The 22,695-nt window shown below is 67.6% G+C and carries 21 protein-coding genes; 13 read left to right on the top strand and 8 right to left on the bottom strand.

Going from position 1 to position 22,695, the window contains the following annotated elements:
* Positions 1 to 36: 36 nt before the first annotated feature.
* Positions 37 to 507, bottom strand: coding sequence for a DUF2505 domain-containing protein (locus MLP_RS15580; protein WP_013864106.1), 471 nt, complete (start codon positions 505 to 507; stop codon positions 37 to 39).
* Positions 508 to 602: 95 nt separating this feature from the next.
* On the opposite strand from MLP_RS15580, the gene MLP_RS15575 reads away from it, so the two are divergent.
* The 4 genes from MLP_RS15575 to MLP_RS15560 all read left to right on the top strand — a co-directional run bounded on the left by MLP_RS15575 (position 603) and on the right by MLP_RS15560 (position 8,281).
* Complete coding sequence (locus MLP_RS15575; protein WP_013864105.1) at positions 603 to 5,516, top strand: NAD-glutamate dehydrogenase; 4,914 nt, start codon at positions 603 to 605, stop codon at positions 5,514 to 5,516.
* The gene (locus MLP_RS15570; RefSeq protein WP_013864104.1) at positions 5,513 to 6,361 is read left to right on the top strand and encodes a PHP domain-containing protein; all 849 of its coding nucleotides are present in this window, start codon (positions 5,513 to 5,515) and stop codon (positions 6,359 to 6,361) included. Before MLP_RS15575 ends, MLP_RS15570 begins: the two co-directional genes overlap by 4 nt.
* Positions 6,358 to 7,131 carry a ParA family protein gene (locus MLP_RS15565; RefSeq protein ID WP_013864103.1) on the top strand — a complete coding sequence of 258 codons (774 nt, stop codon included), beginning with the start codon at positions 6,358 to 6,360 and terminating at the stop codon, positions 7,129 to 7,131. Before MLP_RS15570 ends, MLP_RS15565 begins: the two co-directional genes overlap by 4 nt.
* A 124-nt stretch (positions 7,132 to 7,255) precedes the next feature.
* On the top strand, positions 7,256 to 8,281 hold the full coding sequence (locus tag MLP_RS15560; protein WP_013864102.1) for a hypothetical protein: 1,026 nt from the start codon (positions 7,256 to 7,258) through the stop codon (positions 8,279 to 8,281).
* A gap of 85 nt (positions 8,282 to 8,366) precedes the next feature.
* On the opposite strand, the gene MLP_RS15555 is transcribed toward MLP_RS15560, so the two are convergent.
* Complete coding sequence (locus MLP_RS15555; RefSeq protein ID WP_013864101.1) at positions 8,367 to 9,884, bottom strand: DEAD/DEAH box helicase; 1,518 nt, start codon at positions 9,882 to 9,884, stop codon at positions 8,367 to 8,369.
* A 240-nt stretch (positions 9,885 to 10,124) separates the two neighbouring features.
* Between MLP_RS15555 and MLP_RS15550 the strand changes: the two genes are divergently transcribed.
* Entirely contained in the window at positions 10,125 to 10,805 is a 681-nt protein-coding gene (locus tag MLP_RS15550) for a ferritin-like fold-containing protein (protein WP_013864100.1), read from the top strand.
* Positions 10,806 to 10,827: 22 nt separating this feature from the next.
* Here MLP_RS15550 and MLP_RS15545 read toward each other — a convergent pair whose 3' ends face one another.
* From MLP_RS15545 to MLP_RS15535, 3 genes are all read right to left on the bottom strand, one after another.
* Entirely contained in the window at positions 10,828 to 11,052 is a 225-nt protein-coding gene (locus MLP_RS15545) for a DUF3107 domain-containing protein (protein ID WP_013864099.1), read from the bottom strand.
* A 105-nt stretch (positions 11,053 to 11,157) separates the two neighbouring features.
* On the bottom strand, positions 11,158 to 11,940 hold the full coding sequence (locus MLP_RS15540) for a zinc-ribbon domain-containing protein (RefSeq protein ID WP_013864098.1): 783 nt from the start codon (positions 11,938 to 11,940) through the stop codon (positions 11,158 to 11,160).
* Positions 11,941 to 11,969: 29 nt separating this feature from the next.
* Positions 11,970 to 13,250, bottom strand: coding sequence for a vWA domain-containing protein (locus tag MLP_RS15535; RefSeq protein ID WP_013864097.1), 1,281 nt, complete (start codon positions 13,248 to 13,250; stop codon positions 11,970 to 11,972).
* 152 nt (positions 13,251 to 13,402) lie between these two features.
* Here MLP_RS15535 and MLP_RS15530 point away from each other — a divergent pair, with 152 nt between their 5' ends.
* Together MLP_RS15530 and MLP_RS15525 are read left to right on the top strand one after the other, a co-directional pair.
* Positions 13,403 to 14,098, top strand: a complete 696-nt coding sequence (locus MLP_RS15530) for an ATP-binding cassette domain-containing protein (protein ID WP_049804566.1) — start codon at positions 13,403 to 13,405, stop codon at positions 14,096 to 14,098.
* 10 nt (positions 14,099 to 14,108) lie between these two features.
* Positions 14,109 to 16,259: a YhgE/Pip family protein gene (locus MLP_RS15525; protein ID WP_013864095.1), complete on the top strand. Its 2,151-nt coding sequence runs from the start codon at positions 14,109 to 14,111 to the stop codon at positions 16,257 to 16,259.
* 18 nt (positions 16,260 to 16,277) lie between these two features.
* On the opposite strand, the gene MLP_RS26535 is transcribed toward MLP_RS15525, so the two are convergent.
* Positions 16,278 to 16,694 carry an META domain-containing protein gene (locus tag MLP_RS26535; protein ID WP_013864094.1) on the bottom strand — a complete coding sequence of 139 codons (417 nt, stop codon included), beginning with the start codon at positions 16,692 to 16,694 and terminating at the stop codon, positions 16,278 to 16,280.
* Between the two features lie 85 nt (positions 16,695 to 16,779).
* Here MLP_RS26535 and MLP_RS15515 point away from each other — a divergent pair, with 85 nt between their 5' ends.
* Together MLP_RS15515 and MLP_RS15510 are read left to right on the top strand one after the other, a co-directional pair.
* Entirely contained in the window at positions 16,780 to 17,313 is a 534-nt protein-coding gene (locus MLP_RS15515) for a hypothetical protein (protein ID WP_013864093.1), read from the top strand.
* A 3-nt stretch (positions 17,314 to 17,316) separates the two neighbouring features.
* A complete protein-coding gene (locus MLP_RS15510; protein WP_013864092.1) occupies positions 17,317 to 17,787 on the top strand; it encodes an OsmC family protein in 471 nt (156 codons plus the stop codon).
* Between the two features lie 11 nt (positions 17,788 to 17,798).
* Here the strand turns inward: MLP_RS15510 and MLP_RS15505 are convergent, their stop codons facing one another.
* Positions 17,799 to 18,581: a TIM barrel protein gene (locus MLP_RS15505; RefSeq protein ID WP_013864091.1), complete on the bottom strand. Its 783-nt coding sequence runs from the start codon at positions 18,579 to 18,581 to the stop codon at positions 17,799 to 17,801.
* Positions 18,581 to 18,919: a Gfo/Idh/MocA family oxidoreductase gene (locus tag MLP_RS15500; RefSeq protein WP_013864090.1), complete on the bottom strand. Its 339-nt coding sequence runs from the start codon at positions 18,917 to 18,919 to the stop codon at positions 18,581 to 18,583. Before MLP_RS15500 ends, MLP_RS15505 begins: the two co-directional genes overlap by 1 nt.
* A gap of 285 nt (positions 18,920 to 19,204) precedes the next feature.
* Between MLP_RS15500 and MLP_RS15495 the strand changes: the two genes are divergently transcribed.
* Genes MLP_RS15495 through MLP_RS15480 form a run of 4 tightly spaced genes read left to right on the top strand, consistent with a single transcriptional unit; the run spans position 19,205 to position 22,692 of the window.
* Complete coding sequence (locus tag MLP_RS15495; protein WP_231851324.1) at positions 19,205 to 20,155, top strand: transketolase; 951 nt, start codon at positions 19,205 to 19,207, stop codon at positions 20,153 to 20,155.
* Positions 20,152 to 21,129: a transketolase family protein gene (locus MLP_RS15490; RefSeq protein ID WP_013864087.1), complete on the top strand. Its 978-nt coding sequence runs from the start codon at positions 20,152 to 20,154 to the stop codon at positions 21,127 to 21,129. The genes MLP_RS15495 and MLP_RS15490 overlap by 4 nt, the downstream gene beginning before the upstream one ends.
* A complete protein-coding gene (locus MLP_RS15485; protein ID WP_013864086.1) occupies positions 21,126 to 22,205 on the top strand; it encodes a tartrate dehydrogenase in 1,080 nt (359 codons plus the stop codon). Before MLP_RS15490 ends, MLP_RS15485 begins: the two co-directional genes overlap by 4 nt.
* The gene (locus MLP_RS15480) at positions 22,198 to 22,692 is read left to right on the top strand and encodes an aldehyde dehydrogenase family protein (protein WP_013864085.1); all 495 of its coding nucleotides are present in this window, start codon (positions 22,198 to 22,200) and stop codon (positions 22,690 to 22,692) included. Before MLP_RS15485 ends, MLP_RS15480 begins: the two co-directional genes overlap by 8 nt.
* The last annotated feature ends 3 nt before the right edge of the window (positions 22,693 to 22,695 follow it).

Here is a 22,695-nt window from a genome sequence, read left to right as displayed (position 1 = left end):
GGATATGTATATCCAAGCGGTTCGCCGCGTCGACGCCTACCTCACCAGCCAGGCGTCGCCGACCTTCTGCTGAGTCCGGAACCCGGCCAGCACGGCTGGGGCGGCGGCCTGCTCGAGCTTCTTGCCCAGGATCGGGATGGCCACCTTGAGCACGCCGGTCAGCTCGGCAACGGTGCCGGGCCCGTCGGCCGACAGCACGACGATGCCCTGCATGGTGACCGGCTGACCGGGCACGCTCATCGACACCCGGCCGGTCCGGTGGCCGGCCGCGTCCGCGGGCCCCCAGTCGATCTTCTCCGAGACGGTGAGCTCCGGACCGGTGAACTTGGCCGCAGCAGCCGGGGCGGGCAGCCTGCGGATGGTGTGCGTCGTGGTGCCAGTCACGGTCGCCTCATGCGAGCGGGCGTGGGTGGCCTTGCACACCTCCTCCAGGTAGGCGCGGTCGGTCATCATCGCGAAGACCTCCTCGACTCCAGCGGTGAACTCGACACGTGACCTGATGTCCATGTGCGCCATCATGGCACGCGCCGGCTCGGGCAGGCTTATGGTCGAATGTGACAGGCACACAGACGTGCCACAGATCCGAAGGACGGGCAGCAGCGGTGACGACATTCGAGCTCGAACTCGAACGCGACAAAGCCGAAAAGATCAACGAGGTGGCCGAACGTGGCGCCGCCCTGGCGCGAGAGCTCGGCTACGACGCCGAGTCGGTGCAGACCTTCCTGCGCCACTACTTCCGACACGTCGACGCGCTCGACGTCGCCGAGCGCAGCGTGGACGACCTGCTGGGCATGGTTCGCAGCCACTACCGGCTGGCCGAGAACCGTCCCGCAGCCCGGGCGACGATCGCCATCCGAACGCCCAGCCAGTCCGACGACGGCTGGACCTGCGGTGGCGCCACCGTGGTTCAGATCGTCACCGACGACCGGCCGTTCCTGGTCGACTCGGTGACCATGGAGGTGCTCCGGCAGGGCTGGAGCATCCGCGAGGTCTTCCACCCCCAGTTCTTGGTCGATCGTGACCTCAGCGGCGCGCTGCACGGCATCCTGACCGCGGAGCAGGCGGCGTCGGGCGAGCCTCGGCGCGGCACCACGGACCAGCCGACAGACGTGGTCGCCGAGTCCTGGATGCACCTGGAGATCACCCCGCCCAGCGGTCAAGGCCACCCCGAGCGGTTGACCGAGGCGCTGGAGCAAGGCCTGCGGGAGGTGCTGCAGCTCGTCGAGGATGCCGTGGAGGACTGGGCCAAGATGCAGCAACGGGCAGGGGAGACGGTGGCCCTGCTGACGTACGGTGAACTGCCCGCCGGCCGGCGCACGGAGGGTGAGGTCGCCGCGGAACTGCTCAGCTGGCTCACCAACAGTCACTTCACCTTCCTCGGCTACCGGGAATACCGCTATCAGCCGGCCGACCCCGAGACCGGGACCCCGGCCAGCTACGTCGCGGTGCCCGCCACCGGTCTCGGCATCCTGCGGGGCGACGCCGACGAGGCCTCGACCTTCCATGCGCTGCCCCGCGACGACCATCCGCTGCTGCTGGTGATCACCAAGGACAGCTACAAGTCCCGGGTGCATCGGCCCTCCTATCTGGACTACCTCGGCATCCGGCTGTTCGACGCGGCCGGCAACGTCGTCGGCGAGCGCCGATTCCTCGGCCTGTTCGCCTCGACCGCCTATTCGGAGTCGGTGACCCGGATCCCGCTGCTGCGACAGAAGGCGCGGGAGGTGCTGCGCCGCTCGCAGTACGACGAGTCCAGCCACGGCGGCAAGGCAGTCATGGACGTGCTGGAGACCTTCCCGCGCGACGAGCTGTTCCAGAGCCCGATCGCGGAGCTGGCGCCCACGATCGAGAAGGTCGCGCATCTCAAGGAACGCCGGCAGGTCAGGCTGTTCGTCCGGCGCGATCCGTACGGCCGCTATCTGTCCTGCATCGTCTATCTGCCCCGGGACCGCTACACCACCGCGGTGCGGAACAAGATGCAGGACATCTTGGTGAACGGGCTCGGCGGCTCCTCGATCGAGTTCACCGCCCGGGTCACCGAGTCGGTGCTGGCCCGCCTGCATTTCGTGGTGGGCATGCCCCGGGGCACCGCCTCGGGTGAGGTCGACGTCCGGGCGCTGGAGCGGGAGCTGACCCTGGCCACTCGGTCCTGGGACGACGAGTTCGCCGAGCTGCTGCCCGGCGCGCGCAATCCCGATCTGCTGGCGGAGCGGGTGAAAGGGCTGCCGGAGGGCTACAAGGAGGACTACCGGCCCCAGCAGGGGATCATGGACCTCACCGCGATCATCGACCTGTCCGGACCCGAGGACATGGCGATGGCGATGTATCGGCCGGATCGCGCGGATGACGACGCCGACCTGCGGTTCAAGATCTTCCGCTGGTCCCAGACGCTGTCGCTGTCCAAGATCATGCCGCATCTGTCGCTGCTCGGCGTCGACGTGGTGGACGAGCGGCCGTACGAATTGGTGTTCGGGGAGCACAAGCGAGGCTTCGTCTACGACTTCGGGGTCGTCGTCCCCGGTGGTCGGGCAGCGGTGGAGAAGCGCTGGGACACCGCGGCCCGGGAGCAGTTCATGGATGCGTTCGCTGCCTCGTACAGCGGCCGCAGCGAGCCCGACCGGTTCAACTCGCTGGTGATGGGCGCCGATCTGGGCTGGCGGCAGGTCGCGCTCCTTCGGGCCATCGGCCGCTACTTGCGCCAGACCGGGTCCACCTATTCGCAGACCTACGTCGCCCAGTCACTGACCGCCAACGTCGAGATCGCCCGGCTGCTGGTGGAACTGTTCGAGACCAAGTTCAACCCCGAACTCGAGTTGAGCAGGGCCGACCGGGCCGAGGAGGTCGAAGACATCCGGGACAAGATCAAGCTCGCCCTGGACTCGGTGGCCAGCCTCGACCACGACAAGATCATCCGCTCGTATCTGGGCATCATCGACGCAGTGATCCGGACCAGCTTCTATCAGCCCGGCCGAGACACGGTGGCGTTCAAGCTGTTGCCGCGCAAGATCGCGGACCTGCCGCAGCCACGGCCGGCGTACGAGATCTTCGTCTATTCGCCGCGGGTGGAAGGCGTGCATCTGCGCTTCGGTGCGGTGGCGCGCGGCGGCCTGCGCTGGTCCGATCGTGCCGAGGACTTCCGGACCGAGGTGCTCGGCCTGGTCAAGGCGCAGATGGTGAAGAACACCGTGATCGTCCCGGTGGGCGCCAAGGGTGGCTTCTATTGCAAGCATCTGCCGGATCCGAGCCTCGATCGGGAAGCCTGGCTGGCCGAGGGCAAGGCCTGCTATCAGTTGTTCATCTCCAGCCTGCTGGACATCACCGACAACATCGTCGGCGGCGAGGTGGTGCCGCCGCAGCACGTGATCCGCTACGACAGCGACGATCCCTATCTGGTGGTGGCGGCGGACAAGGGCACCGCGAGCTTCTCCGACATCGCCAATGCGATCTCCTTGGAGTACGGGTTCTGGCTCGGCGACGCCTTCGCCTCCGGCGGCTCGGCCGGCTATGACCACAAGGGCATGGGCATCACCGCGCGTGGCGCCTGGGTCTCGGTCCAGCGGCACTTCCGCGAGCTGGGCATCGACCCGCAGACCCAGGACTTCACCTGCGTGGGCATCGGCGACATGTCCGGCGACGTGTTCGGCAACGGCATGCTGCGCAGCGAGCACACCAAGCTGGTCGCCGCCTTCGATCATCGACACGTGCTGATCGATCCCAATCCCGATCCCGTCGCGAGCTTCGCCGAGCGCAAGCGGTTGTCCGAGTTGGGCCGATCGAGCTGGGGCGACTATGACACCTCGTTGATCTCCGTGGGTGGTGGGGTGTTTCCCCGGACGCTGAAGTCGATCGGGATCACGCCGCAGATGCGTAAGGCGCTTGGCATCGCCGAGTCGGTCGTGGAGTTGTCGCCGGCCGAGCTGATCAGCGCGTGCCTGCGGGCACCGGTGGATCTGCTGTGGAACGGCGGCATCGGCACCTACGTCAAGGCCACCGCCGAGAGCCATGCCCAAGTGGGCGACAAGGCCAACGACGGCCTGCGGGTCAACGGCTCCGAGATACGCGCCCGGGCGGTCGGGGAGGGCGGCAACCTCGGGCTCACTCAGCTGGGCCGGATCGAGTACGCCTTGCGGGGCGGCCGATCCGGTAAGGGTGGTCGGATCAACACCGACTTCATCGACAACTCCGCCGGCGTCGACACCTCCGACCACGAGGTCAACATCAAGATCTTGTTGACCGGTGAGGTGAACGCCGGGCGGCTGACCATGCCGGACCGAGACGAGCTACTGGCCTCGATGACCGATGAGGTGGCCGAGCTGGTGCTGGAGCACAACTACGACCAGAACCTGGCGCTGGCCAATGCGGTCTACCAGTCGGCGTCGATGGCCGGTGTGCACGAGGACTGGATGGAGCGACTGGTCGAGCGCGGCGTCCTCGACCGGGCGATCGAGTTTCTGCCCACCAGCGAGGAGATGGCGGAGCGCCGGCGCGAGCATCGGGGGCTCACCTCACCCGAGCTGTGCACCCTGATGTCGTACACCAAGATCATGCTGGCCCGGGATGTGCTCAGCTCCGACCTGCCCGATGATCCCGATCTGGCCGACCGGCTGGTGGACTATTTCCCGACGCCGCTGCGTGAGCGCTACGACGACCAGATCCGTGGCCACCGGCTGAGCCGGGAGATCATCACCACGATGTTGGTCAACGACTTCGTCAACAAGGCCGGCAACACCACCCTCTATCGGCTGTCGTCGGAGACCGGGGCGGGTGTGGCGGATCTGATCCGGGCCAACGTCGCGGCCCGGACCATCTTCTCCGCCCCGGAACTGGAGCTCGAGCTGGAAGGGCTGGACTTCCAGATCAGCGCCGAGGTGCAGACGGAGCTTCGCCTGGAGATCCGGACGCTGGTCGAACGCGCAACTCGCTGGCTGGTGAACAACCGCCGGCGGCCGATCGACATCAGCGCCTGCGTCGACTTCTACGCCGAGCCGGTCGCCGATCTCGCCGAGGTGCTGCCGGAGCTGCTGTCGGGCCGGGACGCGGATGCGTACAGCAAGGCGTTGAAGGGCTACCTGGCCAAGGGCGTGCCGGAGAAGCTGGCTCGTCGAGTGGCAACGCAGCCGTACCTGTTCGCGGCGTTGACGATCGTGCCGACTGCTGCTCAGATGCATGTCGACGCCGACACGGTGGCCAGCGTGCACTTCAGTCTCGGTCAGCGACTGGGTCTGGACCGACTGCTGGCTCGGATCATCGAGCTGCCACGGACGGATCGCTGGGAGATCATGGCCCGGGCTGCGCTCCGCGACGACCTGCACGCGGTCCAGTCCGACCTGACCGCCGAGGCGATGTCGATCGCGACCTCGGGCTCGACCAAACAGCGGATCAACTTGTGGGAGAAGGAGACCCCTGGAGTGCCGGAGTCGATCAAGACACTGCGTTCGATCTGTGACGGCAAACCGGAGCTGGCCAAGACATCCGTGGGACTAAGGGTGGCTCGCGGATTGCTGTCCCGCGCATGAGGATCGATCTGCACACCCATTCCGCCGTCTCCGACGGCACGGACTCGCCGGCCGAGCTGGTGGCCGCAGCCGCAGCCACCGGACTGGCAGCGGTCGCCCTGACCGACCACGACACCTTCGACGGCCTGCCCGAGGCGCTGGCAGCGGGTCAACGGCTGGGTATCGAGGTGGTGCCCGGGATGGAACTGTCCTGTTCACGGGGCGGGCAGAGCGTCCATCTACTGGCGTACGGGGCCGACCCCGCCGATGCGAGCTTGGGCGCGGAGATGGCACTGGTGCGGGATGGGCGCAGCAGCCGGTTGCGGCCGGTGCTGGCCAAGCTGGCCGAGCTCGGGGTGCCGGTCACCGAGGAGTCAGTGCTCTCCTTCGTCGGCAGCAGCCCTTCGGTGGGGCGGCCGCACATTGCCGACGCGCTGATCGCCGCCGGGCATGTCAAGGATCGCAAGGAGGCGTTCGATCGCTTCCTCGCCGACGGCGGTCCGGCGCATGTGGAGCGCTACACCATCGATGTGGCCAAGGGCATCGACCTGGTGCACAACGCCGGCGGCGTAGCGGTCATCGCCCATCCCTGGGGCCGGGGCAGGGAGCAGGTGCTGCCGGTGGAGGTGTTGGAGCAGCTGGTCGCCGAGCACGGCCTGGAGGGCATCGAGGTCGATCACCAAGACCACGACGAGGCGACCCGCGCCGGATTGCGAGCGTTGGTGCAGCGACTCGGAGTGCTCGGCACCGGATCCAGCGACTATCACGGCACCGGCAAGGTCGATCACGACTTGGGCGTGAACACCACCGACCCCGAGACGTACGCGGCCCTGCGCAACTTGATGGCCGTGCGTGATCTGAGATGAGCCCGCAGAAGGCCTGGGTCGTGGCGGTGGCCAACCAGAAGGGCGGCGTGGCCAAGACGACCACGGTCGGCTCCTTGGGCGCGGCCTTCGCTGCCCAAGGGCTGAAGGTGCTGCTGGTCGACCTCGACCCGCAGGCCTGCTTGACGTTCTCGTTGGGTATCGACCCGGAGAGCCTGGAGCGCTCGGTGCACCAGGTGCTGCTGGGGGAACTGAAGGCCGCCGCGGTGCTGCTGTCCACCGAGGATGGGGTGGATCTGCTGCCCGCCACCATCGAGTTGGCCACGGCCGAACAGGCGCTGCTCATGCGTACCGGCCGGGAGCGGCTGCTGAAGACCGCGTTGGCGCCGCTGCTGAAGTCCTACGACGTGATCCTGCTGGACTGCCCACCATCGCTCGGGGTGCTCACCACCGTCGCGCTGACCGCGGCCGACGGGGTGCTGATCCCGCTGCAGTGCGAGACGCTGAGCCATCGTGGGGTCGGTCAACTGCTGGACACGATCCACGACGTCAAGCGAATGACCAACCGGCGGCTGAAGGTGATCGGCGTGCTGCCGACCTTGTACGACAGCCGGACCAGTCACGGGCGACTTGTGTTGGAGCGGATCGGAGCGGACTACGGCGTACCGGTCATCGAGCCGCCGATCCCGAAGTCCGTCCGCTTCGCCGAAGCCCCCGCCGCCGGGCGCTCGATTCTGACGACCGCGCGCACCAGCAAGGGCGCCCTCGCCTATCGCGAGGTCGCGGAGTCGTTGTTGGCCGCCCGAGGCTGATTACTTGGACGCGTGAGAAGGAGATTTGGCACGTGATTTGGTCGAAATCAGATGCCAATACTCCTTCTCGATTCCCCTGTGGATAACCATCCACGGGCCTTGACTGGGTGCGACGCTGCCCGGCATGAGCAGATTTGCCGAGGAGTGGGCACAGACCCGGGTGAGCCGATCCAGGGCCGATTGGGCCCGCCGCGAGATCGGCCGGGGCACGCTGAGAGGCCAGCGGTACGACCGGGCAACGCCCGGCTACTACCGTGCCACCAGTGGGCAGCGAGATGGCGAGGGCGCTGTGGTCAACTCGGCCCAGCGCATCCGCGATGCCCAGTCTGTGATGCCATCGGGTGCGCTGATCGCTGGCTGGGCGGCCGCGTACGCGCATGGCATCGACGCCCTCGACGGGCTCGACCACCTCACAATGAAACCCCTACCCGTGCCAGTGCTCTTGCCACCGGGATCTCGCCGCCGAAGCACTCCTGAAATCCGCTATCGGCAGAGCATCCGACAAATCCGCGGCGACGTCATCGAGGGCATACCGGTCACGATGCTGCTGCGGACCGCGTACGACCTGGCCCGCGAAGCGCCCGACCTGACCGAAGCCGTCGCCGCCCTGGACGCCATCCTCCGCACTCGCCGACTCAAGCCTGAACACCTCCAGCGCAACCTCGGACGTATTGCCGGCCATCGTGGCTCCAGCCAAGCCCGCCAGGCCGTCGACCTGGCCCGTATCGGGGTCCGTAGCACCTGGGAATCCCGGCTCCGGATGCTCGCCGTTCTCGAACTCGGCTTGCTCGATCTGCAACCCAACCGAGCAGTCTTCGACCACCAGGGCTATCTCCTCGGTATCCCTGATCTGCTCGACGTCGATGCCGGCCTGGCACTCGAGTATGACGGCGGCACCTGGCGATCAGACCGCGCCGAAGGACACCGCGACCGTGATCAGCACCGTGAGGACAACGCCCGCGAGGAACGGCTGGAACGTGCCGGGCTCATCGTCGTACGTGCCGAGAAGCGCGATCTCACCACCTACCGACGCCAACTCATCGGACGGATCGCCACCGCCCGCGCCGACGGACTCCGCCGAGACCGTACTCGGGACCGCTGGACCCTCGACGAGCCCTCCGATTGGTATGGCTACGACTACTACTGCTGATGGATCGTCACGAGAAGGAGTATCGGCACCTGATTTCGGCCAAATCAGGTGCCAAATCTCCTTCTCGTCGGCTTCCTGGCCGCGATTACTCCGTGGCGGCGGACTTGTTACGGCGACGGCGCCTGCGGCGCTTGGTGGGTGCGTCGCCATCGGCCGGCGCGCCATCGACCGGCGCGCCATCGACCGGCGCGTCAGCGACGGCCTCGGGTGTCGTGTCGGTGGACTCGCTCACGCCGGTTTCGCTTGCGCCGGCCTCCTCGGTGCCCTCCACCGGTACGCCGTTGCGCAGCCGGCGGCGGGTCCGCTGCCGCTTGGGCCGCTCGCAGCGCCGCTTCTCGCGCTCGGCATCGGCGGCCGCGTCATCGACCTCGACATCCTGATCACGGTCGCGGGCGGGGCGCTCACGCGCCGGCAACGGCACCAGACGGCCGGTGACCGTGCGATCGATCCCGAGGTCGTGATAGAGGTGGTCCGAGGTCGAGTAGGTCTCTTCGGGTTCGGCGAACGGCAGGTCGAGGGTGTTGTTGATCACCTTCCACCGGGTCACATCGGCCCAGTCCACGAAGGTGATCGCGACGCCGGAGGCGCCGGCCCGACCGGTACGCCCGATGCGGTGCACGTAGGTCTTGTCGTCGTCCGGGCACTCGTAGTTGATCACATGGGTGACCCCCTCGACATCGATGCCACGGGCCGCGACATCGGTGGCGACCAGGACATTGACCGCGCCGGAACGGAACTTCTTCAGCGCCTTCTCGCGGAGCACCTGGCTCAAGTCGCCGTGAATCGCCGTGACCGAGAAGCCGCGCTCGGCCAAGTCGTCGGCGAGGCGCTGGGCCGCTCGCTTGGTGCGGCAGAACACCATCACCCGGTTGCGGTTCTCCGCCTGCAGGACGCGGGACACGATCTCCGGCTTGTCGAGGTCGTGGACCTGGTAGACGAACTGCGCCGTGGTCGGGACCGTCGTCGTATCGTCGGAGGACTCGGCTCGGATGTTCACCGGATGGCGCAGGTGATGCCGGGCCAGTGCCACGATGGCCGACGGCATGGTGGCGGAGAACAGCATCGTCTGGCGCAGCTCAGGGGTCTTGGCCAGGATCCGCTCGACGTCGGGCAGGAAGCCCAGATCCAGCATCTCGTCGGCCTCGTCCAACACGAGCACCTTGATGTGGGACAGGTCCAGCGAGCCGCGGTCGGCCAGGTCGAGCAGGCGGCCGGGTGTGCCGACGACGACCTCGACGCCAGCCGCCAGTGCATCCAGCTGCGGCTCGTAACCGACTCCGCCGTACACCGTGAGCACTCGAGCCTTGCGGATCGACGACGCCGTGGTCAGGTCCTTGCTGACCTGCAGGGCGAGCTCGCGGGTCGGGGTGACGATCAGCGCCTGCGGGGCGCCGGGCTTGGCCTGCAGCTCGAAGTCACGCTCGCTGGGCACGACGATCCGCTGCAGCGCGGTGATGCCGAACGCGAGTGTCTTGCCGGTGCCCGTCCGGGCCTGGCCGATCATGTCGGTGCCAGTCAGCGCGATGGGGATCGACATCTGCTGGATCGGGAAGGGGTGGACGATGCCCACCTGGGCCAGGGCGGCCACGATGTCAGGTAGCACACCGATGCTGCCAAACGTCGCCTGTTCGGCTGCTGGGGATTCGACCGGTGCCGGGTCGGCGAGGGCTGTGGTCGTAGTCTCGGTAGTCAGGATCTCGTACTTTCGTGTGACAGAGTTCGTGTGACGCGGTCGGTGCGCGCTGGCGGATGTCTCAGTCCGCGCGTCGCATAGACAAGTGCGCCAACGATCATCCTATCGCGCCCCGGTCACGACGCCGCGCAGCACCGATACCCTGACAGCATGAGCTCCGTGCCAACCAGTGATGACGGCTACCGCGAAGGTGCGATAGATCTGCTGGGCATCCTCGCGTACGGGGCACTGACCGCGTTCGAGCGAATGGCCGAGGACGCCCAGGCCGCGCCGACGCTGGCTGACAAGGTCGAGCTCGCCACCGTCGCCGCCCGCCAGATCGACCACTTCAAGTCGGTGTCAGCACAACTGGCGACGATGGGTGTCGACGTGATGGCGGCCATGGCGCCTTTCCACGCGCCGTTCGACGCCTTTCACGCCTATACCAAGCCCAAGGACTGGTACGAGGGCCTGGTCAAGGCGTTCGTCGGCGACGGCATCGCGGCGGATTTTTATCGCGAGATCGCGGCCTTCGTCGATGCCGACACCCGCAATCTGGTCAATGAGGTGCTGGCCGACGAGGGCCTGCAGGCCTACATCGTCGCCCAGGTCCGGCTGGGCATGGAGCACGACCCGAAGCTTGCCGGCCGACTGTCGCTGTGGGGACGCCGCCTGGTTGGCGAGGCGCTGAGCCAGGCGCAGCGGGTCGCTGCCGACCGGGATGCGTTGACCAGCCTGCTGACCGGCACGGTGGACCGACCCGGCCTGGACCTGGCCGCGATCAGCCGGATGTTCTCCCGGCTGGTCGCCAATCACACCAAGCGGATGGCCGAACTCGGCCTCAAGGCCTAGCACGACCACTCAGTACGCAGGCCTAGCCCGAGCCGAAGCCCACCCGACGGGCGCTCTCCTCGCCGATGTCGACGTAGCCGATGCTGCCACCGGCGATCAGCACCCTGCGGCCATGCGTGTCGGTCAGCGTCAGGACCTCGTTGCGGTCGATCGCCTTGGCTACGGCCTTCTCGACCTCGGCGGTGGTCTGGTTGGACTCCACCACGATCTCGCGGCTGACCTGCTTGATGCCGACCTTGATCTCCACGGAACTCCTTGTCGAACTCGTTTGTCTTGCCAACTCGTCTGTCTTGCCAACTCGTCTGTCTTGCCAACACCGTGCCGTTGGAATCCAACACTGTGCGGTTGGAATCTAGCCCAGACCGGCGATCTCGTCCTCGGTCGCCTCGCGGATCACCAGGCGGGTCCAGGCCCCCAGATAGATCCGATCATCGGGGTCGAGCTCGCGCTTCACACCGGCCGGGATCGGGTCGTCGGGCAGGGCGCCGCTGGCCGAGCCGATGAACGTCCCGTTGGCCGATTCCAGGTCTTCGACGAACCAGCGCCGGCCATCCGTGGTCAGCTGTGCCTGGCGGCGACTGACGCCGGAGTCCGAACCGCAGTCCACATCGGGGTGGATGTTGCGGGTCCGCGAGACGCGGCCGACCAGAATCGAGTTGCCGCGCAGCGGAATGGTGTCCGGCAACCCGGGGGAGGGCAGCGGATCCGGACTGTCCTGCGCCTCGTACCACGCCGGATCGATCCACAGCTCGGCCACCCAGGTGAACGCGGCTGAGACTGGGGACGAGCTGCTGGCTGCTGGTGCCGGCGCGGTGCTCGACTCGGCCGGTACGTCAGGGGCTGCGATCGGCCGCGGCATGCTCCCGGTGGTGAAGTCGTAGCCGCAGCTCTCACAGAACAGCGCTTCGGCGACGTTCTCGGTCCCGCAGTGCGGGCAGCGCTGGCCACCACCGGTGGATGAGGCGCCGGGAGCCGGCTTCAGGTGAGGTGTCGCACCGGTTCGGGACGACAACAGATCGGACGACAACGGGTTGGACGACGGGGGATTGACGGCGGCGGCGTCGATCGGTGCGCCGCAGACGTCGCAGTAGTCGTCGGCGGTGGAGTCGTGTCCGGCCGGGCAGACCGACGTCATGGGGTCCTCCTCTGGTCGGGCTCGCGGGGTCAGTGGCGAACTCGGGTGGTCTTGGTCGATGCGGTGTCCAGGGCCATCTCGTCGGCCTTGTCGACACTGCGCTTGAGCCGCACCGTACCGGTCTCGATGTCGGTGATGTCGACCACCTTGCGCAGTCTGGTCGTGGCCTCCTCGTTGCCCGTCTGTGCAGCCAACTGTACGGCGCGGCCAAGCTTGGTGGTGGCGCCCTCCTCATCGCCGGCCGCTTTGGCGGCGAGGCCGTCCTGGATCGCCTGGGCCAGCTCGGTCTGACCGGTGTAGTGCGCGACCTCCGGGTTGATCCTGGTGGTCAGGCCCTCGTCGTCGGACCACTTCGCCTTGACCAGGCCCTGGGCCAGCACTTCGCCGCCGACGGCGAGCTGGACGCGGGCGGCCAACTGCTCCTGGCCGATCGCCTTGGGCGAGAGCCGGATGCTGATGTGGTAGTCCCGCGACTCATCCGACCAGGCGCCGGTCGGATAGCCACCCGTCAGGGGATTGACCTCCACCCGTCGGTTGGTGAGGTCTTCCACGGTCGGTGAGACCTGACGGACGAACTGCACCTGCGCGCCTTGGGGTGCCCACACCCGCAGTTGGGCATCGGCGACACCGCGGCTCATCGCACTGCGCATCAACTCGGCGAACACCGTGGCCAGCTGCTCCGGCCGCGGAATGATGTCGACGGTGCCGAGCAGCGCCTGGGCGATCCGGCGTACCTCGGCGACCTGCCAATCGACGCCTACTCCGCGGCAGTCGCACTGGAACCTCCCGGTGACGGCGGCGATCGAGCTGGTCAGCTGGTCGGGGGACTCGTTGTGGTTCTCACCGTCGGTGAGCAGGATGGCGTGCTTCTGGGCGAGCATCGGGATCGAGTCGAACAGCCGACCGGCGAGCAGCAGCCAGGTGCCCATCGCGGTGCCGCCATCGGAGCGGAAACCACGGACGGCCTGCTGCGCCTCGTGCCTGGTCTGCGGGTTCATCTGCACCATGCCGGCGCCGCTGCGGGCCGGCGGATAGGCCAGATAGGCGGCATGGGTGCCGGCCACGACGGCGAACCAGGTCCCGTCGAGGATCTGGTCGAGCGCGGCAGCGGCGGCCACCTTGGCCGCCTCGAGCTTGGTCCGGCCCATCGAGCCGGAGGTGTCGACGATGATGATCTCGCCCGCCTGGCCACCACCACCGCGGCCGGCCTCACCGGCCCCGGTGCAGGTGATCGTGACGATCCCGTTGACGTCGGTGCCGCCATCGGGCAGGAACTCGTTCTGGTAGACGGCGGCGGTGAACTGCGCCATGTCCGATCTCCTCCTCGCTCAGGCATCTACTGCCTCGCTGACGACGATGCTGTGTCACTGATAGCGACGCTGTGTCACTGCTAGCGACGAAATGCCACAGTATCTTGATCACGGGATCGCGACAGCCGGACGAGGATGCGTACGCTGCGCGAATGGCGAGAGCTTCGTACGATGACACTACCTATATCGAAACCCGCGACCTGTCGCTGGCGACGCACGAAGGGCCGGTCTATCAGCACGTGGACCTTGCTTTTCCTCGGGGGCGACTGGCGGCGATCGTCGGTCGCTCGGGCTCGGGTCGGTCGGCACTCCTGCTCACTCTTGCCGGCCGAATGCGCGGCTGGTCCGGATGGGTGCGCGTGGCGGGCTACGATCCCGTGACCCAGAATCGGCTGTTGCGCGACCGTACCTCGCTGGCCCTGGTCGACGACCTGGTCACGCTGGAACCCCGACTCACCGTCGCGGAATCGATCACCGAGCGGTCGCTGATCGATGCGGTGCCCCTGGCCAAGGCTGGCACTCGGTTCGAGGCGGCCTGTGCGGCGTTGCAGGTCGAGTTCCCCCGTTCGGCCGAGGTACGTCAGCTCACCGCTCTCGACTACACCAGGCTGGCGGTGGCGCTGGCCACTATGCGTCCCGCCGAAGTCGTCTTCTTGGACAGTGCCCATCGAGGGCTGGACGAGGAGGAATGCGCTGTGTTGATGGCCGGCCTGGAGGCGCTCGTCGCAGCCGGCACCTTCGTCGTCGTCACTGTCCTCGAGTCGAGCAAGCTGCCGTCCGGAACCTCCATCCACCGGCTACCGAAGCCCGAGCCTTCTGCCGCAGCGGCCACCGCCGTGGCGAACTGAGGAGCAAACCATGCCGCTGCCGGTGCCCGCCTCGCGTCTGGCCCGATTCGAACTGCGTCGCTTCCGCGGCCCGTTGCCACGGGCCGCGTTGATCTTCGTGATGCTGGTGCCGACGCTCTACGGCGCCATCTATCTGAGTGCCAACTGGGATCCGTACGGTCGGCTGTCCCAGCTGCCCGTCGCGGTCGTCAATGCCGACGTACCGACCACTTTCCAGAACGAGACCATTGCGGCTGGTGCGGACTTCGTCTCCGAGCTCAAGAAGGGTGCTGCGTTCCAGTATCACGACGTGGACGAGCCAACCGCCCAGCAGGGGCTGCGTGACGGCGACTACTACCTGGTGATCAGCGTCCCGGCGGACTTCTCGACCAGCCTGGTCAGCGGCGCCGGTGACGACCCGCAGCGCGCCAAGGTGATGCTCTACCGCAACGACGCGAACGGTTTCGTGGTCGGCAGCATCACCGGCAGCGCGCAGAACTCGATCGCCCGAGCCGTCAACGAGGCCGCCGAGGTGGCCTACTTCAACGCGGTCTTCGCCAACCTGACCAAGATCCGCGACGGTATGGTCGACGCCCAGCGCGGGGCTGCCGAGCTGGCCAAGGGCCTGACCAGCGCTCAGCAGGGTGCCAGCGCGCTGCATGCCGGGACAACCAAGGCTGCCGCCGGTGCCCGGCAGTTGGCGACGGGCGCATCCACACTGGCCACCGGGCTGGAGAACGCCGAGACCGGCGCCTCTTCGCTCTCGTCCGGCCTGAGCGAGCTGAAGACCGGTACGAAGAAGCTGCGCTCCGGTGCCGACCAGGTCGCCGACGGCACCCAGCAGCTGAACGATCGAGTCACCCCGGTGCTCGATGACGTCCTCGATGTGTTGCCGAAGGTGAAGAGCGATGCGGCCGAGCTGAACAAGACCCTGAACTCGATCGGTGATGCGGTCGGATCAGGCAACCAGACCATCAGCAGTGATCTGGCCACGGTATCGAAGGCACTGGATGACGCGGTCAGGGCGAATCCGGACCTGGCGGACGACCCGGCCGTCAAACGGGCGAAGTCGGCCCTGGCGACGGCCGAGAAGAGAGCCGACTCGGTGGCCTCACACGTCGACACGGCGGTGGACCGGGCCAACGCCATCAATGACAGGCTGCAGAGCAATGCGTTGACCGACAAGGTGAAGGGCGCCCGGGACAACGTGGTCAAGCTCAACACCGGGGCGCACGAGGTCGCGACCGGAGCGGCCAGTGTCGCGGCGGGGGTGGCGAAGGCGTCCACCGGCGCGAACTCGCTGGCGCAAGGCATCGAGTCTGCGAGCGACGGGGCCACGAAACTCAGCGCGGGCGCGTCCAGCCTGGCCGATGGGGCCAAGGATCTCGACCGCGGAGCTGCGCAGCTGGACACCGGACTGACCAAGCTCCAGGACGGCGCCACCAAGCTGGAGACCGGGCTGGCAGCGGGGGTCAAACGACTTCCGGCACTGAGCGGAGACCAGCAGCGGGACGCGGTTCAGGTGCTGGCCGCACCGGCAGACGTGAGCATGCAGGTGCTCAACCCGGCCATCTACTACGGGCGAGGCCTTGCCCCGATGTTCTTTGCCATTGCACTGTGGGTCTTCGGTATCTCGGTCTTCCTGGTGGTCCGACCGATCACCGGCCGGGCGCTCGCCGGGCGGGCTTCTCCGGTCCGGCTGGCGCTGACCGGCTGGTTGCCGGTCGGCGGGATCGCGGTTGTCGGTGGTCTGCTGATGGCTGGTGTCGTCTGGGTGCTGCTCGGCTTGAACCCGGTCCATCCATTCTTGTTCCTGGCATTGTTGGTGCTGGCAGCCTGCTGTTTCTCCGCGATCGCGCACCTGCTGCGAACCGCGCTGGGCGAGGCCGGTTCACCGCTGCTGCTGGTGCTGCTGATTCTCCAGCTTGCCTCCACCGGCGGCACCTATCCGACACCGCTGTTGCCGGGCTTCTTCGCGGCGCTGTCGCCGTTCATGCCGATGACCTACCTGATCGACGGATTCCGGGTGGTGATCTCCGGCGGCGAGCTGACGCACCTAGCCCGAGATGCCGCCGTCTTGCTGGCGATCGTCGTCGTCACACACGCGTTGTCGGTGCTGGTGGTCCGGCGCCGGCAGGGATTCACCGTCAAGGATCTGCATCCGCCGTTGGCGGCCGCGTGATCTCTGGGAACGGAGGGATCAGGCGCGGGTGAAGGTCAACGAGGGCTGGCCGTCGGCGTCGGTGAGCACCAGGGTGTCGCCGTCGATGGCGTACGAGGTCGCTTCCTCGAGCCGGCGCAGATAGCTGGCCTCGGCCTTCATCGCGTCCTCGGGACCGGCCATCATGGTCGAGACCGGCCGGTCGATGGCGAACGAGCCGTCCGCGCTGGACTCGACAGCGCCGTTGTAGCGGTTGACACCCGAGGTGCCCGCGACCCGTCCGTCGGCGAACTCTGCAGTGATGGCCACGCCGGCAGGGATCGGCTCCGGCTCGGCCCAGGCGGTCAGGTTCCAATTGGTGCCGTCCAGGGCAGGCTGCTTGGCGGGAGCTCCACAGGCCGCGGTCACTCCGAGGAGGAGCAGCAGGATCACGCCAAGCCGAATACGGTTCGCCACCCACCGATGATGTCACCTCGCCCTGCGGTTGGTGGCCCACGGCTCTTGCGTGCTGGCGACCGCGGGGCGACAGTGGTTGTAGTGGGTGGCTCGGGTACGCAAGGAGGCGGTGAGTCGGATGGAGATGATCGGTGAGGCGGTCGTGCTCGGGACACTGCTCACGCTGGCGCTCCTGCTCCGGTTCGCGCGCAGCCGGGCCTGGCTGATCCGGCTGGGTCGCGGATTGTCGATCCGATTCGGCCGGCCGGAGCACACACCCGAATGGGAGCGGGCGCACGCCGAGCTGTGGCTGATGGCCCGCCGCCGGCAGCTGATGGTGGACCTGCGCCGGATCGAATCGCTGATGTTGCACGATGATTGGATGTCGGCAACCCGGCAGCTGGGCAACCGGCTGGCCCGGGATCAGCTGATCGTCTCGCTGGCGCGGATCCCGGAACTGCTGCCTGCTCGCGATCGCTGGTTCGGCTATGACGCGCCGACGCCGGTGGCCTATGACGTCGCGGCCCCTGCTCCGCTGACTGTGCCAACGGCTCTGGCTGCTCCGACGAGCCTGGCTGCTCCGACGAACCTGTCCGATCGTCGGACGTCGGTCGAGGTGCTCGACGTCGTCGGTTGGTGACGGATGGCGCCGAGCCACACGTACGCGATCACCACGACCTGGACCGGCAACCGCGGTGAGGGCACGTCTCACTACCGGGCGTACGGTCGCGATCACGACTTGGCGGCCGAGGGCCGGCCGATGCTGCCGGCGTCGGCTGATCCGGTGTTCCGAGGTGATCCGACACGCTGGAACCCGGAACTGCTGCTGGTCGCGGCGCTTTCGGACTGCCACCTGCTGAGCTATCTGCATCTGTGCGCGATCCACGGCGTTGTGGTGACCGCCTATCGTGACGAGGCCGTGGGCGTGATGGAGCAGATCGGTGACGGCGGCCGGTTCACCGAGGTCGTTCTCCGCCCGACGGTGGCTGTCGCCGAGGAATCGATGATCGCAGCGGCGAACTCGTTGCACCACGAGGCACACGAGAACTGCTTCATCGCCAGTTCGGTGAACTTCCCGGTCCGGACGGAGCCGACCGCTCACCTGGCGAGCTGACGCGCGGGAAGTCAGAGGGTGAAGGCGGTACGGAAGCGCTCCAAGGCCAGCTCGGAGTCAGCCGATGCGAACGCCTCCAACCCGACGGTGCCGGTGTAGCCCAGATCCGCCAGCGCGCGGGCGATCGCCGGATAGTTGATCTCACCGGTGCCGGGCTCACAGCGACCGGGCACATCGGCGACCTGGATCTCCCCGATCGCGTCGCCACAGCGACGGATCAGCTCGATCAGGTTCCCCTCGCCGATCTGGGCGTGATAAAGGTCCAGCATCAGCCGCAGATGCGGGCTGTCGACGGCCTCGACCAAGGCCAACGTGTCGGCCGCCTTGGCGAACGGCGTACCGGGATGGTCGACGGCGGTGTTGAGATTCTCCAAGCAGAACACGATTCCCTCGCGCTCTCCGAGGGCGGCGATGCGGCTCAGTGTGGCCTCGGCCGCAAACCACATCGGCGGCGTCACCACCTCGGCCGGCAGCACCGGAAGTCCGCGTCCGTCGAGTCCTGTGCCGTGCAGGTTCAGCCGCGGTGCGCCCAACGTCGCGGCCGCCTTGATCGACTCCTCGGCGGTGCGCAGCAGCTCGTCAGTGCCGTCGGGAGTGATCAGGTCACCACGGATGTAGCCGGTCATCGAGGTGAACATGGCCCCGGTCGCGGCCAGTGCCGTCAGGTCCTTGGTGGTCCAGTCCCAGATCTCAGCGGCGAAGCCGAGATCGTCGATGCGCCGGACCCGCTCGATCAGCGGCCGATCGGTGAACACCATCTCGGAGCAGACCGCGAGAGTGAACGGAGTGGTCATCAGCGCGCCACCTCCTGCACTCCGCCCACCGGGTCAAGGGCGACTGCGGCATGCTGCTGGACAGACTCGATGCAGGCCAGCGCGATCTGCAGGGCCACTCGCGCCTCGTCCGCGGCGGCGATCGCGATCAGCTCGGCCGGATCAGCGAACGGGCGGGCTCCGAACGGTGCCGCCAGTTCGGCAGCCGCAGCCGGACGCGGGTCGGCCACAGCGACCAGCTGGGCGCCTGGCGCTCGCTCGGCATTCAGCTGCGCGTGGGAGCTGCCGATCCGGCCAGCTCCGATCAAGCCCACCCGAACCACGTCCGATCCGAGCGGCTTGGTGATCTCGATGCCCATTCAGGTCCCTTCTCGACCCCGAAACTAGCGCGCGCCAGCCTCCACTTCGGGCCGAGTATGCATATATGTCTGGACCTGCGCAAGAGTCCCCGCGTACGGCACGGCGGCCCACGATGGAGGACGCTGCCGCCCACGCGGGGGTCTCTCGCGCACTCGTGTCGATCCCCTTTCGGGACAAGCCGGGAGTGAGCAAGGACGCCCGTCAGCGGGTCTAGCTCCGGTACGGAATTTGATATAACATAAGGACATAAATGGCGTAGCTGTATGGAGTAGGTGAGGAAACTCGTGACCACAGTGAGCGATCCCGCGGGCGTGGAAGTCCGTGACCTGCCAGGTCTGGCCAGGCGAGCCCGCTGGGAGGTCGTCAAGACCGTGACGACCAACAAGGCGGGTCATATCGGCGGACCGCTGTCGATGATGGACATCTTGGTGAGTCTGTACTTCCGGGAGCTGCGGATCCGGGTCGAGGAACCGGACTGGGTCGATCGGGACTGGTTCGTGCTCTCCAAGGGCCACGCGGCGATCGGGCTGTACGCGGTGCTGGCCCTGCGTGGCTTCCTGCCCATCGAGGAGTTGGCGACCTTCGACAAGGGCGATTCCCGACTGCAGGGTCACCCGGACGTCACCCGGCTGCCCGGCCTCGATGCCTCAACCGGGTCGCTCGGTCAGGGCCTCAGCCTCGGTGTCGGCATGGCGCTGGGTGCTCGGCTGGCCGGTCGCGACAGCCACACCTTCGTGCTGATGGGCGACGGTGAGATCCAGGAGGGCATGGTCTGGGAGGCTGTGCAGGCGGCAGCCCGCTACAAGCTCGCCAATCTGACGGCGATCGTCGACCGCAACGGGCTGCAGCAGTTCGGACTGCCCTCCACAGCGGAGACGACGCTCACCGACCGCGGAGATCGCCGCGATCCGTGGTACGGCGTGGACCTGTCCGCAGTCTTCCAGGCGTTCGGCTGGCGGGTCATCGAGATCGACGGTCACGACTACGACCAGATCGCCGCCGCGTTCGCGCTCGCCCGCTCCGGCGATCCTGCCGGCCGCCCGACCGTGCTGCTGGCGCACACCGTGAAGGGCAAGGGGCTCTCGCTCGCCGAGGGCGTACACACCTGGCACAGCATCGTGCCGTCCGCCGAGGACTTCGAGCGGGCGCGTCAGGAGCTGGAGCCGGAGGAGATCGAGCTGCTGGATTCGTACGCGGTGACCTCGGTGAATTCAGGGAACGGAGCGCAGGCATGAGCGGCACGGCGATGAGAGACGTCTGGGGCACCAAGCTGGTCGAGCTCGGCGATGCCGATCCGCGGACGGTCGTGCTGGACGGCGACCTCGGCAACTCGACGAAGGCCGACAAATTCGCCAAGGCGCACCCGGATCGGTTCTTCCAGATGGGCATCGCGGAGCAGAACCTGGTCGGCGCCGCGGCTGGGCTGGCAGCGACCGGTTTCGTGCCCTGGACGTCGTCGTTCACGGTGTTCTTCACCCACCGCGCGCTCGACCCGATCCGGATGCTGGTGGCGCAGAGCCACGCCAACGTCAAGATCGTGGGCTCCTATTCCGGACTGCTGATCGGCGCCGTGGGCAAGACCCACCTCGATGTCCAGGATCTCGCGATCATGCGGGCCATGCCCGACATGACGGTGCTTGCCCCGGCGGACGAGGCCGAGCTGCGGTCGATGATGGATTGGGCGCAGGCCTTCGACGGCCCGGTCTACTTCCGGCTGGTACGCGACGCGGTGCCCGATCTGTTCGGTGCGGACTATGTCTTCGTCCCGGGCGCTATCCAGGTGGTCAACGATGGTGGTCCGGATCCCGCGGTGGTCTTCGTGTCCACCGGCGGCCAGACCGCCCGGGTCGTCGAGGCGGCGAACCAGTTGGCCGAGTCCGGCATCGCCGCGACCGTGATCCACGCACCCTCACTGAAGCCATTCGACGCCGAGGGACTGGTTGCTGCCGTCGGCGGTACGCCGCTGGTGGTCACGGTCGAGGAGCACACCGTCGCAGGTGGCCTCGGCGGCCTGGTCGCCGAGACGCTGGCAAGTGCCGGTGCCGGTGCCGGCGCCCGGGTGGTCCGATTCGGCCTCGACGATGTCTGGGGCGAATCGGCCAGCAACGAGTTCCTGCTGGAGAAGCACGGTCTCTCTGCGGACCGGGTCGCCGAGCGTACGGCTGCGCTGCTCGACCGCGAGCCGGCCACGCAGGGGACCTCTCGATGAGCGCCGGCCGGCATTACCAGGTCGATGTCATCGCAGGTGACGGCATCGGTCAGGAGGTGATGTCGGCCGCGACCGTCTGCGTCGACGCCGTGGCTGAGGCGTGTGGCTTCAGCATTGCGTGGCGGGACCGGGACTGGGGCTCGGACTACTACCGGTCCCATGGCCGGATGATGCCGGTGGACGGGCTCGAGCAGCTGGCGGACGGCGACGCGATCCTGCTCGGTGCGGTCGGCGCGCCGGACATCCCGGACGACGTGACACTGTGGGGACTGCTGATCCCGATCCGCCGTGAGTTCTTGCAGTATGTCAATCTCCGGCCGGTACGGATTCTGCCCGGCGTCTCCTCGCCGCTGCGTGACGCGGACGGGCTGGACATGGTGATCGTGCGGGAAAACGTCGAGGGTGAGTACTCCGAGGTCGGTGGCCGGCTCTATCGCGGCCGGCCGGAGGAGATGGCCGTCCAGGAGGCCGTCTTCACCAGGCGAGGCGTGGTCCGGATCGCCGAATATGCGGTGGCCCAGGCCAAGGCGCGTCGAGGTCTGCTCACCTCGGCCACCAAGTCCAACGGCATCATCCACACGATGCTGTTCTGGGACGAGGTGGTGGCCGAGGTCGCGACTGCCGCCGGTCTCGAGGTCGACAAGATGCTGATCGACGCGTTGGCGGCCCGGGTGGTCTTGAAGCCTCGCAGCCTGGACGTGATCGTCGCCTCCAACCTGTTCGGCGACATCATCTCCGACCTGGCTGCTGCGGCGGCCGGTTCGATCGGTGTCGCACCGAGCGCCAACATCAACCCGCCGAAAGATCATCCCTCGATGTTCGAGCCCGTCCATGGCTCCGCGCCCGACATCGCCGGGCAGGGCATCGCCAATCCCGTGGGTCAACTGTGGGCGGCGGCGATGATGCTGCAACATCTCGGCGAGACCGAGGGCGCCGATCGGCTGACGGCCGCCTTCGAGTCGGCACTCGCGGCCGGCGTACGGACTCGAGATCTCGGCGGCCAGGCGACCACGGCCGAGTTCACCCAGGCCGTGCTGGCGCGGTGCACCGACACCTCAGGAGCACGGGATGCGTAGGCAGCAGCTCTTCGTCGCCGGCGGGTGGATCGACGGGATCGACGAGTTCGAGGTGCACGATCCGTACGACGGTGAGCTGGTCGCCACCGTGGCGGTCGCCAGTCCCGAGCAGGCCGTGCAGGCCGATCGCAGCGGCCAGGGGAGAGGTAGCCCGGGCTGCGACCACCCTGCGGATCGCCGCCGAGGAAGCGCGCCGATTGCCGTCGGAGACGGTCCAGTTCGAGGAACTCAGCCCAGGGGTCACGCCGATCGGGTCAACTCGGCCCGCTTCGGTCTCAACACGGCCCTGTTCACCCGTGACCTCGGCGCCGCGCTCAGCTTCGCGAAGTCGGCCGAGGCAGGCAGCGTGCTGATCAACATCACGCGGTCCTTCCGGGCCGACCACATGCCCTACGGAGGCGTGAAGGACAGCGGCCAGGGCCGCGAGGGCGTCAAATACGCCATCGCCGAACTGCTCGATCAGCGCTTGGTGGTTCTGACTCCCTGAGGC

The sequence above is a fragment of the Microlunatus phosphovorus NM-1 genome (genome assembly GCF_000270245.1).
Taxonomy (GTDB): Bacteria; Actinomycetota; Actinomycetes; order Propionibacteriales; family Propionibacteriaceae; genus Microlunatus; species Microlunatus phosphovorus.
This window is presented reverse-complemented; position numbering and strand designations above follow the sequence as displayed.

Bases quoted from the DNA above. Each gene is read 5' to 3' on its own strand.
- MLP_RS15580 (WP_013864106.1), bottom strand. From the start codon at position 507: ATGGACATCAGGTCACGTGTCGAGTTCACCGCTGGAGTCGAGGAGGTC.
- MLP_RS15570 (WP_013864104.1), top strand. From the start codon at position 5,513: ATGAGGATCGATCTGCACACCCATTCCGCCGTCTCCGACGGCACGGAC.
- MLP_RS15565 (WP_013864103.1), top strand. From the start codon at position 6,358: ATGAGCCCGCAGAAGGCCTGGGTCGTGGCGGTGGCCAACCAGAAGGGC.
- MLP_RS15560 (WP_013864102.1), top strand. From the start codon at position 7,256: ATGAGCAGATTTGCCGAGGAGTGGGCACAGACCCGGGTGAGCCGATCC.
- MLP_RS15550 (WP_013864100.1), top strand. From the start codon at position 10,125: ATGAGCTCCGTGCCAACCAGTGATGACGGCTACCGCGAAGGTGCGATA.
- MLP_RS15540 (WP_013864098.1), bottom strand. From the start codon at position 11,940: ATGACGTCGGTCTGCCCGGCCGGACACGACTCCACCGCCGACGACTAC.
- MLP_RS15535 (WP_013864097.1), bottom strand. From the start codon at position 13,250: ATGGCGCAGTTCACCGCCGCCGTCTACCAGAACGAGTTCCTGCCCGAT.
- MLP_RS15530 (WP_049804566.1), top strand. From the start codon at position 13,403: ATGGCGAGAGCTTCGTACGATGACACTACCTATATCGAAACCCGCGAC.
- MLP_RS15525 (WP_013864095.1), top strand. From the start codon at position 14,109: ATGCCGCTGCCGGTGCCCGCCTCGCGTCTGGCCCGATTCGAACTGCGT.
- MLP_RS15510 (WP_013864092.1), top strand. From the start codon at position 17,317: ATGGCGCCGAGCCACACGTACGCGATCACCACGACCTGGACCGGCAAC.
- MLP_RS15505 (WP_013864091.1), bottom strand. From the start codon at position 18,581: ATGACCACTCCGTTCACTCTCGCGGTCTGCTCCGAGATGGTGTTCACC.
- MLP_RS15500 (WP_013864090.1), bottom strand. From the start codon at position 18,919: ATGGGCATCGAGATCACCAAGCCGCTCGGATCGGACGTGGTTCGGGTG.
- MLP_RS15490 (WP_013864087.1), top strand. From the start codon at position 20,152: ATGAGCGGCACGGCGATGAGAGACGTCTGGGGCACCAAGCTGGTCGAG.
- MLP_RS15485 (WP_013864086.1), top strand. From the start codon at position 21,126: ATGAGCGCCGGCCGGCATTACCAGGTCGATGTCATCGCAGGTGACGGC.
- MLP_RS15480 (WP_013864085.1), top strand. From the start codon at position 22,198: ATGCGTAGGCAGCAGCTCTTCGTCGCCGGCGGGTGGATCGACGGGATC.